Origin of the sequence: Mesorhizobium sp. M1A.F.Ca.IN.020.04.1.1 (assembly GCF_003997315.1) — a bacterium.
GTDB lineage: Bacteria > Pseudomonadota > Alphaproteobacteria > Rhizobiales > Rhizobiaceae > Mesorhizobium.
In genome coordinates, this window is sequence record NZ_RZSN01000052.1 from 1 (window position 1) to 12,231 (window position 12,231).

Below are 12,231 nucleotides of genomic sequence, written 5' to 3' on the forward strand. Positions count from 1 at the left end.
GCCGAGCCTTGGCCCTGGCTGCTCGAGATCGCGGGCGCGTTGCCGGGGTTGACGGCAGACGTATTGCTGGTCGCGGCGGCCCCGCTGCCCCTACCCTCCGCTTGCGGCTGCGCGGGAGATCCAGCGCCGGCGGTCGGCGCGGCGCTGTTGTCAGGCACGGTCACCTTGGCGCCGTCCTTCAGCCGGTCGACGCCATCGACGACCACCTTGGCGCCCGGCGGAAGGCCCGACAGCAATTGCGTGACCGACGCGTCGCCGGGGCCAAGGGAAACGGTCTTCACCGAGACAGTGCTGTCGTCGTTGAGCTGATAGACGAAAGTGCCTGGAGCGCCGTGCTGGATGGCGGCGTTGGGCAGCACCGTCACGCCGGTCAGCGCGCGCACCAGGAGATGCACGTTGACGAACTGGTTGGGATAAAGCCCGCCGTCGGCGTTAGCAAACACGGCGCGCAGCTTCACGGTGCCGGTGGTCGGATCGATCTGGTTGTCGATCGTCTGCAGCGTGCCTTCGGCGATCTGCTTGGTGTCGTTGCGGTCGAACAAGGTGGCCTTGAGCCCGGCATTGCCATGCGTCTGTTCCAGCACTTCGGCGAGGGTGTCTTCGGGCAGCGAGAACAGCACCGAAATCGGCTGCATCTCGGTGATCACCGCAATGCCGGTGCTGTCGGAAGGCGTGACGTAATTGCCCTGATCGACCAGCCTGAGGCCGATGCGGCCGTCGGCAGGTGCAACGATATGGCTGTTGGCGATATTGACCTCGACGGCCTCGATCTGCGCCTGGTCGGACATGACCGTGCCCTCGTCGGATTGCACGGTCGCGCGCTGCAGGTCGACCGCCTGCTGCGTGATGGCGTTGGAGGTCAGCTTCAGATCGCGGTCGAGGTCGAGCCTGGCATCGGTCAGCAGCGCTTGGTCGTGCTTCAATTGGCCCTGCAATTGATGCAGCGAGGCTTGGAGAGTGCGGTCGTCGACCTGGGCAAGAAAATCGCCCTTCTTCACCATTTCCCCTTCGGTGAAGGCGATCGCGGTGATCTGCCCGCTGACCTGCGGGCGCACGGTCACCGTCGACAGCGAGGTCACCGTGCCCAGCGCCTCCAGCGTGATCGGGATGTCGGCCTGCGTCACCGAGGCGACTGCGACCGGCTGCGCGCCGAGATCGCCGCCCCGGAAGCGTCCGCCGCCGCGCGCGCCTTGCTGCTGCACCGGTGCTGGATGGAGCCAGAAGGCGACGCCCGCTCCAGCCGCGACCAGCAGCAGCGCGACCATCCAGCCGCGGCGCCGGCGACGCACGACCACCGGCTTTATGTCCGTCATCGGCTCACGGAGCGGCTGTAGCCGGCTGGCGACTTCGTCGTCCACTTTGTCACCTATCCATCGAACCGCATGCGGCCAGGTCGACCACGTCCTTGGCCAGCGTCACTGGCCCAAGACGCAATCCGGCCGGGAACATAACGCCGGAACCCGGCCATGCAATTGTGCGCGACATTAAATTCCCGTAAGAATTGAATGGGTTAGGTCGAAGACCACACTCAAAAATGCACGCCCGGGCGAGCTGTTCGGGGACCGTGCCCCCATCGCGTGAGAGTGACCGGCCGCGCCGCGCCGGCCAATGATGACAAGGCTTTAACGGGGTGAACCCGGCCCGCGCGGCGGACCGCCTTTTGACGGTCAGGCCCCGTTCCTGTCCCGGCGGAACCGCAGCCTCCGAGCGGGACGCCACTCCAGCCCGCTCGCAAAGATGTGAACGCAGCGACGTGCGAAGCTGCCCTATTCCTCAGCTTTATCGGCAGCGGGCCGGATCGCGATCGAAGAGGGAAGCCATGACCTTTGCCCGGCTGCTCGCCTTGCCCCTGCTCAGCCTGTTGGCGCTCGGCCACGCGACCGCGCAAAGTCCGGACGGGGCCACCTCGCATGACGCACAGGTCGAGGATCTGAAAGTCTTCCGCCATGACTTTCTCGAGGTCGACAAGTCTTTTTCCAGCGCCGCCCGCGTGGAAGCGGCATCGCGGCTGCAGGCGCTCGAAACCGCGGCAGGTCCGACCGACGCGACCGTCTTCGCTGTCGATCTCTGCCAGATCGCGGCACTGGCCGACAATGGTCACACGACCTGCAAGCTGCCGCGCGCCAACGGTGTGGCGATGTCTTTGCTGCCGATCGACGGCGCCTTCTACGTCATAGCGGCCAGTCCCCAAAACGGCGATCTGCTGGGCAGTCGGCTCGCCGGCATCGACGGCCATCCGGCTGCTGAAGTCTCCTCGGCGCTGCGCAGCCTGCATGGCGGCGTGGCGGCATGGCGCGACATCGAGGCGACCGACGCGATCGTCCGGCCCGATCTGCTGCATGCGCTCGGGCTCGCCAATGCCGCCGGCGACGCGACCTTTCGCTTCCAGACGCCCGACGGCCGCATCATCGACCGCAAGCTCGCCCCGAAGCCGCAGCGCCGCGACTGGGTGAAGATTTTTCCCAAGGGCCGCGCGCCCTGGCCGCTGCAGGATCAGGAACAGCCTTTCCGCTGGCGCGATGCGCCCGAACTCGATGGCGTCGTCGCCGAGATCAGGCGCAACGTCGACGGCAAGACCGGGAAGATCGCCGATTTCCTGGCTGAGGTCGAAGCCGCCCGGGTCCGCCTCGGCCGCAAGAACCTCGTCCTCGACATGCGCTTCAACACCGGCGGCAACTTGATGCTGACCCGCGATGTCCTCAGTTCCTGGCCGTCCCGCGTCAGCCCACCGGGACGGCTGTTCGTGCTGGAAAGCCCGATTACCTTTTCGGCGGGAATTGTCGACGTCGCCTATCTCAAGCAGGCTGGCGGGGACAGGGTCACACTGGTCGGCGAAGCGCCCGGCGACCGCATGATGTTCTTCGCCGATCAGCAGCAGGTGACGCTGCCGCATTCGGGCGTCGTGCTGCAGTCCGCGACGCAGCGCTATGACCTTCAAAACGGCTGCAAGGCCTACGCCGATTGTTTCGTCGGCATGGCGCAACCGAGTTCCGCCATGGGCACGACGCCCGTGCTTGTCGCCACCATCGACAAAGGCAAGGGCCGCAAGCCGGTTGCGCTCAAGACGCTGGAGCCCGACATTGCCGCGCCATGGTCGATCGACGATCTGCTCAAGGGTCGCGATCCCGGAATGGCGGCCGTTCAGGCGGCGTTGGCGGGACAGCAGGAGTAGGACTGTTCAGTCTCGATGCTTTTATCACTGGCGCCAGCCGCGGGCTGGACTTGCCTTCGCGCAGGCGCCTGCCGGCGCTCAGGTCACGCTCGGCCTCGTCCGGTAGAGCACCGGCTCCTTCCTGGTCACCACCGGCTACAGCCAAGGGAACCGCCGCTTCCTTTCGCTGTTTCATAACAGAAGGGACATTGCCGCTTCCAGGAGATGATGAATGAAACGGCTTCTTCTCGCTTCAGCCATTGTGGCCATGTCCGCCGGCCTTGCGATGGCGCAATCCAGCAGCACCACCAGCGGATCGTCCACGACGACGACCACCACGACAACGACACCCAGCACACAGGACACCGACTCGACCACCACGGGCGCGACCAATTCGGCAAAGGACTGCGCGCCTGGCCAGCAGACCGGCAGCGCGAAGCAGGCAGCTCCCGGACAGCAGGATACCGATGCGAAAACGGCCGCGCCTGGCCAGATGAAAAAGACCACCGAAGGCTGCTAGCGAAGGCCAGCCCGTCCCAGATTGCCAGGGGCGGGCTTTCCCTTTCATGGGCGGCCCATCTTATCTGGTCTGAGCGGCAGCGGCTCGCTCAGACGTGGAGGCTTATCCTAACGGAAGCGATCGGCGATATGGCGGCAAGGCCGCGCGCATCCGCTGCATCATGACGGCGAGCAGCTGCAGGACGAGTCAATGGCGAAGCTGACCGAGCGGTCGAACCAGCTGCTCTACATCCTTCCGTCATGACCGCGGTGCTGCTGCCGATGACCATCATCTCCGGCCTGTTCGGCATGAATGTCGGCGGGCTCCCGCTGGTCGACACGGCGCTCGGCTTCTGGGTGGTGACGGTGATAGCGGTCGTCGTCGCCGGGATCGTCTACATGGTCGTGCGACGGCTGGGCCGGATTTAGCGTCTTATGCGCTCGCGCGCAGATCCTCGACGACAGTACCGGCCGCGCGGACTTCCGCCTCATGGTCCGGCTCGCGCCATGTCTCGGCGAGACCGGCCGCATACCATTCGCGCATGGCAGGCAGATCGAGCAACCGCTTGGGATAAGCAGCGGCGGCGCCCTCGAATGCCAGTCCATAGGACTGTGCCCGGAAAACGACCGGAGCGAAGAAAGCATCGACCGCGGTGAAGTGGTCTCCGGCTAGGAACGGTCCGCCGAAGCGCGCAAGGCCGTCGTTCCACAAGTCGCCCAGGCGGAAGAGATCGTTCTTCAGCGCATCGGACATCGATGCCAGCTTGACGCGCACGCCACAGCTCATCGGGCAGTCATTGCGCAGCGCGGTAAAGCTCGAATGCATTTCGGCGGCGGCGGAGCGCGCCCATGCGCGCGCTTTCGCATCGGCCGGCCAGACGCCTCGATGACGCTCTGCCAGATATTCGACGATCGAGAGCGAATCCCACACCGCCCAGCCATCGTCGACCAGGCAGGGCACGCGGCCATTCGGCGAGAATGACCGGAAGAGGCTGAAACTTGAACCGGTCGGGAACGGCGTCAGCCGCTCCTCGAAGCGAATGTCGAGGGTCCGCATCAGCAGCCAAGGCCGCAGCGACCAGGACGAATAGTTCTTGTTGCCGATATAAAGCTGGTACATTTGCCGCCCTCACCTCGTCGCGGGACCCGCCTGGCGAACCTCGCGCCCTCTGAACATCGACCAGCTGTACATGGCCAGCGCAGTCCAGATAAGGGCGAAAGCTATGGCCTGCGTGGTGCCGAACGGCTCATCGAAGATCAGGACGGCGATCAGGAACACCATCGTCGGCGCGATATATTGCATGATGCCGATGGTGGAGAGGCGCAAAAGCCTGGCGCCGAAGGCAAAGAGCAGAAGCGGCACCGCGGTCACCGGGCCGCAGCCGATCAGCAGCGCGGTGTCGGCGCCGGTGCTGGAGATGAAATGGTCCTGTCCCGCGGCGATCAGGTAGGCAATGTAGCAAAGCGCCGGCACCGACAGCAAAAGAACTTCGAGCAGAAAGCCCTGGCTCGGCCCGATCGGCAGCGTCTTGCGGAAGAAGCCGTAGGCGGCGAAGGAGAAGGCCAATGCCAGCGATACCCAGGGTAATTTGCCGGCCTCGACAGTAAGCACGGTCACCGCAATGGCGGCCAGCGCCACCGCCGCGATCTGCAGCCGGTCGAGCCGTTCGCCGAGGAGAACGGCGCCGACCACCACGCTGACCAGCGGGTTAATATAGTAGCCGAGCGCCGTCTCGACCGTGCGGTCGACTGCGATCGCCCAGACATAGATGCCCCAGTTGACCGAGATGAGCGTCGCCGTCAGCGCCGCCATGGCGAGGCTTTTCGGCGAGCGGATCGCGGCCTTGAAGTCGGCGGTGCGGCCGGCCCAGACCAGCACGGCAGCGGCGATCGGCACCGACCAAACGATCCGGTGCGAGATCACCTCGATCAGAGGCAGGTGCGCCACCGCTTTCATGTAGAAGGGCAACAGCCCCCAGAGGAAATAGGCGCCGAGGGCCAAAAGGAAGCCGCGGCGGGCCTTGGCGTCTTGATCGAGATCGGCTGTTGCGGTGACCATGGCCCAACGCTATGGCCCAGGGGACCGTCCAAGACCATCGCAAAATTCTGATGGATCAATGGACTTTTGATGATGGTTCAACCTACTCCGCCGCGACTAAGCCAGCCATATCACGGTTCTTCATCAGCTTGTAGATGATCGAATCCATCAGCGCCTGGAAGGAGGCGTCGATGATGTTTTCCGATACGCCGACCGTCCACCAGCGGGCGCCGGTGGAATCGTGCGATTCGATCAGCACTCGGGTGATGGCTTCGGTGCCGCCGTTGAGAATGCGCACCTTGAAGTCGGCGAGCTCGAGGTCGACGATCTCGTTCTGATACTTGCCGAGATCCTTGCGCAGCGCGATGTCGAGCGCGTTGACCGGGCCGTGGCCTTCGGCCACCGACATCTTCTCCTCGCCGTCGACCATCACCTTCACGATCGCCTCGGACACGGTCTTCAGGTTGCCATTGGCATCGAAGCGGCGCTCGACCATGCAGCGGAACGAGGTGACGTTGAAGAACTCCGGCAGGCCGTGCAGCGTCTTGCGGGCCAAGAGCTCGAAGGAGGCGTCGGCGCCCTCATAGGCGTAGCCTTCGGCCTCGCGCTCCTTGACGATGGCGATGAGCGCGTCGAGCCGGCTGTCGTCCTTCGGCACGTCGATGCCGCGCCGCTTCAATTCGGCGAGGAAATTGGCCTTGCCGCCCTGGTCGGAGACCATGACACGGCGGCGGTTGCCCACGGCTTCCGGCGGCACATGCTCGTAAGTCGCCGGCTCTTTGGCCAGCGCCGAGGCATGGATGCCGGCCTTGGTGGCGAAGGCGGATGAGCCGACATAGGGCGCCTGAGCTTCCGGCGCGCGGTTGAGCAACTCGTCGAAAGCGCGGGAGAGCCGCGAAATGCCGGTCAGTGCTTCGGCCGAAATGCCTGTCTCGAAGCGATCGGCGAAGGCCGGCTTGAGCGCGAGCGTCGGGATGATTGTGACCAGATTGGCGTTGCCGCAGCGCTCACCGATGCCGTTCAGCGTGCCCTGGATCTGGCGCACACCGGCCTCAACGGCGGCAAGGGAATTCGCCACCGCCTGGCCGGTGTCGTCATGGGCATGAATGCCGAGATGGTCGCCAGGGATGCCGCCCGCGATCACCTTCTCGACGATGGCCCGCACTTCGGAAGGCTGCGTGCCGCCATTGGTGTCGCATAGCACCACCCAGCGCGCCCCGGCATCATAGGCCGTCTTGGCGCAGGCCAGCGCGTAAGCCGGATTGGCCTTGAAGCCGTCGAAGAAATGCTCGCAGTCGACCATCGCCTCCTTGCCGGCGGCGACCGCCGCCTGGACCGAGACCTTTATCGACTCAAGGTTCTCCTCGTTGGTGCAGCCGAGCGCCACGCGCACGTGATAGTCCCAGCTCTTGGCGACGAAGCAGATCGCGTCCGACTTCGATTGCACCAGCGCCGCCAGCCCCGGATCGTTGGAGGCCGAAACCCCTGCCCGCTTGGTCATGCCGAAGGCGACGAATTTCGCGCTTTCCGTGCGCTTCTGATGGAAGAAGGCGGTGTCGGTCGGGTTGGCGCCGGGATAGCCGCCCTCGACATAGTCGATGCCGAATTCGTCAAGCAGCTTGGCGATCGCGATCTTGTCCTCGACGGAAAAGTCGATGCCCGGCGTCTGCTGGCCGTCGCGCAGCGTGGTGTCGAAGAGGTAGAGGCGTTGCTTCATCATGGCTGTAGCTCGAAAAGTCGAGATCCTTCGCGCCGGGGGCGCCGTAGAGCACAAACCTGCATGGTTATTTGCCTGCGTATTTATCCGTCGCCCGGATCAGCCGGTCCAGAATCCCCGGCTCCGAATACGAGTGGCCGGCGCCCTCGATGAGGTGGAAATCCGCCTTCGGCCAGGCCTTGTGCAGCGCCCAGGCATAGCGCGCCGGGCACGGCATGTCATAGCGGCCGTGGACGATGGTGCCGGGGATGTCCTTCAGCTTCCAGGCATCGCGCAGCAGCTGTCCTTCTTCCAGCCAGCCGGCATGGACGAAATAGTGGTTCTCGATGCGGGCGAAGGCGATGGCATAGTCGTCCTGGCCGAAAGGCGTGCTGGTTTCCGGCTCCGGCAAAAGCGTGATCGTCTCGCCTTCCCACAGACTCCAGGCAAGCGCCGCCTCGACCTTCGCCTTGCGGTCGGTGCCCACCAGCCGCTTGCGGTAGGCGGCCATCATGTCGCCGCGCTCGGCCTCGGGGATCGGCGCGAGAAAACGCTCCCACCTGTCGGGAAACATCTCGGAGACGCCGAACTGATAGTACCATTCGAGCTCGGCGCGGGTGAGCGTATAGATGCCGCGCACGACGAGCTCGCTGACGCGCTCGGGATGCGTTTCGGCATAGGCGAGCGCCAGCGTCGAGCCCCACGAGCCGCCGAACACCAGCCATTTGTCGAAGCCCGCCATCTCGCGCAGGCGTTCGATGTCGGCGACGAGATGCCAGGTGGTGTTGGCTTCCAACGAGGCGTTGGGCGTCGACTTGCCGCAGCCGCGCTGGTCGAACAGGATGACGTCGTAGAGTTTCGGGTCGAACAGCCGCCGGTGTTTCGGCGAGATCGTGCCTCCGGGGCCGCCATGCAGGAACACGGCTGGCTTGGCGCCTTTGGTGCCGCAGCGCTCCCAATAGATGGTGTGGCCATCACCGACATCGAGCATGCCTGTTTCGAACGGCTCGATCTCGGGATAGAGCGTGCGCAAGGAGCTGCTGTGGATCGTCATAGTTTCAGTCCCTGCTGCGGCCAGTTGGCCGTCTCGTGATCGGGATGCTGGAAGGAGATGATCTGCTCCTGCCGTCGATAGTAGTCGGGGTCGTCGTGGACCGGCGCCTCGAAGATCTTCTCCACCCAGGGCAGCCGCACCGCGTAGTTGACTTGGATCTGCGGCGCCAAGTCCGAACGATCGTCGAAGGCACCGATGGCGATCTCCAGCCCGCCCGGCTGGCGGTAGGTGAGCGGCGTGCCGCAGCGGCGGCAGAAGCCGCGATCGATGTTGACCGAGGACTGGAAATAGCTCGGCTCCTCATGGGTCCATTCGACGCCATCCTTCGGCACCGTCACCAGGGCGCCGAAGAAATTGCCGAACTGTTTCTGGCACATGCGGCAATGGCAGATGGACGGGCGCCCGAGCTTGCCGTGGACGCGGAAGCGCACGGCGCCGCACTGGCAGCCGCCGGTTCGAATTTCATCGGTCATGGTTTTTCCTCCGGCGGCCATTGGTCCGTGTCGTGATCGGGATGTTGATAGGAGACGAGCTCGGCGAGATAAGGCGCCGACGAAATATCGCCCATCGTCTCCTCGGAGGGCAGTTTCGAAACGCCGTCGACATAGGAAAGCTTCGCTTCGACGCCCCACTGGATGGTTGGCGCGATGCCGGCCGGGTCGTCGAAGGCGGCGATCGCCAGCGCCACGCCGTCCGGCGCCTCGAAGGTCAGCGGCGTGCCGCATTCGGCGCAGAAGCCGCGCCATGCCGCGCTGGACGAGCGGAAGCGCTTCGGCCCGCCGCGCGTCCAGTCCAGCCTGGCGCCGCGCACCGAGACCAGCGGCAGATAGAAATTGCCGCTCGCCTTCTGGCACATGCGGCAATGGCAGACCGAGGCATCGCCCAGGGCGCCCTCAACGCGGAAACGTACGGCGCCGCACTGGCACCCGCCCGTATAGACCGGCCGGTTATCAAGGCTCATCGATCCCTCCCATCGAGCTCACTCCGGATCATGGCAGACCGCCTCGACATTGTTGCCGTCGGGATCGAAGACGAAGGCGCCGTAATAATTGGGGTGGTAATGCGGACGCAGCCCCGGCCCGCCATTGTCCTTGCCGCCGGCCGCAAGGGCCGCGGCATGGAAGGCGTCGACCTCGGCGCGGCTGCGCGCGGTGAAGGCGACATGCTGATGGTCCTTCGGCTTCTCCTTGCCCGCGCTCAGCCAGAACACCGGCCGGTCGCGGCCATAGCCGCCGACCTTGGCGCCGGCGGTATATTCCTCCGGCACCATGTAGAGCAGCGAAGCGCCAAGCGGCGCCATCACCTTGTCGTAGAACGCCTTGGACTTTTCGAAATCGGAAACGCTGATGCCGAGATGATCGATCATGGAACGAGCTCCTGCGTTGCGGTCTCCGGCACTTCGGCGCCGGCCAGGCCGGCCGCAATGATGATGTGCTGGCAGACATTGTCGATATCGCGGATCACGTCGTCGTTCCAGAAGCGCAGGATGGTCCAGCCGCTTGCAGCTAGATAGCCACTTCTTGCCTCGTCACGGTTTAAGTGTTCCGCATCGCCATGCTGGCTGCCATCGACCTCGACTATGAGGCGATGGGCCGAGCACGCGAAATCAACGATATAAGGTCCGATCGGCACCTGCCGCCGGAAGCTCATGCCCGTCAAGCGGTGGGCACGCAACTCGTTCCAAAGTTTCAGCTCGGCATCCGTCATGGCACGCCGCATGGACTTGGCGTTATTGCGCTGACGGGATGGAACGAGGTCGTGGCCCATAGCTACACGCCCTCACGTTTGCGATTAACGAAATCGCACGCCCGAGCTAATCTCCCCCCTTGCGGGGGAGATGTCCGGCAGGACAGAGGGGGGTGCTGTCCCGCCGACGTAGCAACGAGAGAGTGCTGCCCTCCTAGGGAACAGCGGGTGTGTGAGTGGGAAAACTCAAACCCTGGAGTTCCTTCGCACCCCCCTCTGTCCTGCCGGACATCTCCCCCGCAAGGGGGGAGATTGGACGTCACCGGCGCCTCCGCCAGTCCTGAAACGATCCCCTGCGCCACCCTCACCGCTTGATCTCCCAGGTCGTCACGCGCTGGCCGGTGAGAGGATCCTTGCCGTCCTTGAGCTGAACGCCCTGCGCCAGAAGCTCGTCGCGGATGCGGTCGCCTTCGGGCCAATTCTTATCGGCGATGAACTTCAGGCGCCTGGCGATCGCCTCAGCGATCACGGTTTCGTCCACCTTCGCTGCGCCGACATCGAAACCCAGAAAGACAAGCGCCGCTTTCAGCGAAGCCGCGGCGGCGTCCTCGCCGGCGCCAGTGAACTCCACCGCCTCGCCGGCAAGCTGGGTCAATCGCTGGAAGGCAGCGTAGGTGGCGAGGTCGTCGGACAGCGCCTCCAGCACGTCTGCCGGCAGGTCCCCCGCCGCCGCGGGGGCTAGATCGGCCGCACGCTTCCATTTGCGCAGCGTGTTTTCCGCCTCCTCCAGCTTGCGCACGGAAAAGTCGATCGGCTCGCGGTAATGCGTCATCAGCATCGCCAGCCGCAGCACCTCGCCCGGCCATTTCCTGCCGCCGAAAGTCTCGGTCTCCAAGAGCTCATGGATCGAATAGAAATTGCCGAGGCTCTTCGACATTTTCTGGCCCTCGACCTGAAGGAAGCCGTTGTGCATCCAGACATTGGCCATGACTTTGGTGCCGTGGGCGCAGCGCGACTGGGCGATCTCGTTCTCGTGATGCGGGAAGATCAGGTCGAGGCCGCCGCCATGGATGTCGAAGATCTCGCCGAGATAGGCGGCCGACATGGCCGAGCATTCGATGTGCCAGCCCGGACGGCCCCTGCCCCACGGGCTTTCCCAGCCGGGCTCTTCCGGCGTCGAGAGTTTCCATAAAACGAAATCGCCGGGGTTCTTCTTGTGGGCGTCGACCGCGATGCGGGCGCCGGCCTGCTGCTCGTCGAGATTGCGCTTCGAAAGCTCGCCATAATCGGGCATCGAGGCGGTGTCGAAGAGCACCTCGCCCCCGGCGACATAGGCGTGGCCGCGCTCGATCAGTTGCGCAATCAGCGACAGCATGTCGGCCTTGCCGTCGGCGCGGGGCGCGACGAACTCGGTCGCCCGCGGCTCGTGGGTCGGCTCCAAACAGCCGAGTGCCGCGACATCCTTGTGGTATTGGTCGGCGGTCTTTTCGGTGACGCGCCGGATCGCGTCGTTCAGCGAAAGCGTCCCGACTTCGATCTCGGCGCCGAAATCGCGCAGGGCGCGCGCATTTATCTTGTCGTCGACATCCGTGATGTTGCGCACATACGTGACGTGCTTTTCGCCATAGAGTTGGCGCAGCAAACGGAACAGCATGTCGAAGACGATCGCCGGCCGCGCGTTGCCGATATGGGCAAAGTCGTAGACCGTCGGGCCGCAAACATACATGCGCACGTTTTGCGGATCGATCGGAACGAAACGCTCCTTCGCCCGCGTCAGCGTGTTGTAAAGGCTGAGGCCCTTCGATGCGTCAGACATTCGTGCTCTTCCGATCCCTTATGTTGGACGAGCCTCCCCGCGCGCGGGCGCAAATCGGGCTCCAGCCTGCTGGCCGGGGCGTTTGTCCAATCTAGGGGAAGATAAGGCGAAAACGTCCGGACCAGCGCGAGGCTAGCCAATAATGCAAATGCCACAAATGGCGAAAGACGTTTTCATGGCCGGCTTTATCGCGCCCGCAGGTGTTGCCGTCAAGTCGCTCAACTCGGGAAAGCTGTCGTTCCATCACAGGTAAAAACGGGCCGAAACATTTTATTAAGCATCTCGGCACAGT

13 protein-coding genes are annotated in these 12,231 nt (G+C 64.4%); 3 read left to right on the forward strand and 10 right to left on the reverse strand.

Annotation, left to right across the window (positions count from 1 at the left end):
- A partial coding sequence (locus tag EOA49_RS13205; RefSeq protein ID WP_245460628.1) for an efflux RND transporter periplasmic adaptor subunit occupies window positions 1–1,358 on the reverse strand: 1,358 nt, incomplete at its 3' end.
- A 461-nt stretch (window positions 1,359–1,819) separates the two neighbouring features.
- Between EOA49_RS13205 and EOA49_RS13210 the strand changes: the two genes are divergently transcribed.
- The 3 genes from EOA49_RS13210 (at window position 1,820) to EOA49_RS33475 (ending at window position 4,078) form a co-directional block, all read left to right on the forward strand.
- Window positions 1,820–3,172, forward strand: a complete 1,353-nt coding sequence (locus tag EOA49_RS13210; protein WP_127241232.1) for a hypothetical protein — start codon at window positions 1,820–1,822, stop codon at window positions 3,170–3,172.
- 211 nt (window positions 3,173–3,383) lie between these two features.
- Entirely contained in the window at window positions 3,384–3,671 is a 288-nt protein-coding gene (locus EOA49_RS33470; protein ID WP_095800099.1) for a hypothetical protein, read from the forward strand.
- Between the two features lie 239 nt (window positions 3,672–3,910).
- Window positions 3,911–4,078 carry a CorA family divalent cation transporter gene (locus EOA49_RS33475; protein ID WP_245460630.1) on the forward strand — a complete coding sequence of 56 codons (168 nt, stop codon included), beginning with the start codon at window positions 3,911–3,913 and terminating at the stop codon, window positions 4,076–4,078.
- Window positions 4,079–4,082: 4 nt separating this feature from the next.
- Here the strand turns inward: EOA49_RS33475 and EOA49_RS13225 are convergent, their stop codons facing one another.
- The 9 genes from EOA49_RS13225 to cysS form a co-directional block, all read right to left on the reverse strand.
- On the reverse strand, window positions 4,083–4,769 hold the full coding sequence (locus EOA49_RS13225) for a glutathione S-transferase family protein (protein ID WP_127241231.1): 687 nt from the start codon (window positions 4,767–4,769) through the stop codon (window positions 4,083–4,085).
- A 9-nt stretch (window positions 4,770–4,778) separates the two neighbouring features.
- Window positions 4,779–5,708 carry an EamA family transporter RarD gene (gene rarD, locus EOA49_RS13230; RefSeq protein ID WP_095800101.1) on the reverse strand — a complete coding sequence of 310 codons (930 nt, stop codon included), beginning with the start codon at window positions 5,706–5,708 and terminating at the stop codon, window positions 4,779–4,781.
- An 82-nt stretch (window positions 5,709–5,790) separates the two neighbouring features.
- On the reverse strand, window positions 5,791–7,407 hold the full coding sequence (cimA, locus tag EOA49_RS13235) for a citramalate synthase (protein WP_095823666.1): 1,617 nt from the start codon (window positions 7,405–7,407) through the stop codon (window positions 5,791–5,793).
- A 64-nt stretch (window positions 7,408–7,471) separates the two neighbouring features.
- Window positions 7,472–8,437 carry a prolyl aminopeptidase gene (pip, locus tag EOA49_RS13240; protein WP_127241230.1) on the reverse strand — a complete coding sequence of 322 codons (966 nt, stop codon included), beginning with the start codon at window positions 8,435–8,437 and terminating at the stop codon, window positions 7,472–7,474.
- Entirely contained in the window at window positions 8,434–8,910 is a 477-nt protein-coding gene (locus tag EOA49_RS13245) for a GFA family protein (RefSeq protein ID WP_095777832.1), read from the reverse strand. The genes pip and EOA49_RS13245 overlap by 4 nt, the downstream gene beginning before the upstream one ends.
- Complete coding sequence (locus EOA49_RS13250; protein WP_127241229.1) at window positions 8,907–9,398, reverse strand: GFA family protein; 492 nt, start codon at window positions 9,396–9,398, stop codon at window positions 8,907–8,909. Before EOA49_RS13250 ends, EOA49_RS13245 begins: the two co-directional genes overlap by 4 nt.
- Before the next feature lie 18 nt (window positions 9,399–9,416).
- The gene (locus EOA49_RS13255; protein ID WP_127241228.1) at window positions 9,417–9,803 is read right to left on the reverse strand and encodes a VOC family protein; all 387 of its coding nucleotides are present in this window, start codon (window positions 9,801–9,803) and stop codon (window positions 9,417–9,419) included.
- Window positions 9,800–10,204, reverse strand: a complete 405-nt coding sequence (locus EOA49_RS13260) for a DUF559 domain-containing protein (RefSeq protein WP_127241227.1) — start codon at window positions 10,202–10,204, stop codon at window positions 9,800–9,802. The genes EOA49_RS13255 and EOA49_RS13260 overlap by 4 nt, the downstream gene beginning before the upstream one ends.
- 283 nt (window positions 10,205–10,487) lie before the next feature.
- On the reverse strand, window positions 10,488–11,939 hold the full coding sequence (cysS, locus tag EOA49_RS13265) for a cysteine--tRNA ligase (RefSeq protein WP_127243183.1): 1,452 nt from the start codon (window positions 11,937–11,939) through the stop codon (window positions 10,488–10,490).
- Window positions 11,940–12,231: the final 292 nt, after the last annotated feature.

Coding starts and splice junctions, on each gene's coding strand:
- EOA49_RS13210 (WP_127241232.1), top strand. CDS start 1,820: ATGACCTTTGCCCGGCTGCTCGCCTTGCCCCTGCTCAGCCTGTTGGCG.
- EOA49_RS33470 (WP_095800099.1), top strand. CDS start 3,384: ATGAAACGGCTTCTTCTCGCTTCAGCCATTGTGGCCATGTCCGCCGGC.
- EOA49_RS33475 (WP_245460630.1), top strand. CDS start 3,911: ATGACCGCGGTGCTGCTGCCGATGACCATCATCTCCGGCCTGTTCGGC.
- EOA49_RS13225 (WP_127241231.1), bottom strand. CDS start 4,769: ATGTACCAGCTTTATATCGGCAACAAGAACTATTCGTCCTGGTCGCTG.
- rarD (WP_095800101.1), bottom strand. CDS start 5,708: ATGGTCACCGCAACAGCCGATCTCGATCAAGACGCCAAGGCCCGCCGC.
- cimA (WP_095823666.1), bottom strand. CDS start 7,407: ATGATGAAGCAACGCCTCTACCTCTTCGACACCACGCTGCGCGACGGC.
- pip (WP_127241230.1), bottom strand. CDS start 8,437: ATGACGATCCACAGCAGCTCCTTGCGCACGCTCTATCCCGAGATCGAG.
- EOA49_RS13245 (WP_095777832.1), bottom strand. CDS start 8,910: ATGACCGATGAAATTCGAACCGGCGGCTGCCAGTGCGGCGCCGTGCGC.
- EOA49_RS13250 (WP_127241229.1), bottom strand. CDS start 9,398: ATGAGCCTTGATAACCGGCCGGTCTATACGGGCGGGTGCCAGTGCGGC.
- EOA49_RS13255 (WP_127241228.1), bottom strand. CDS start 9,803: ATGATCGATCATCTCGGCATCAGCGTTTCCGATTTCGAAAAGTCCAAG.
- EOA49_RS13260 (WP_127241227.1), bottom strand. CDS start 10,204: ATGGGCCACGACCTCGTTCCATCCCGTCAGCGCAATAACGCCAAGTCC.
- cysS (WP_127243183.1), bottom strand. CDS start 11,939: ATGTCTGACGCATCGAAGGGCCTCAGCCTTTACAACACGCTGACGCGG.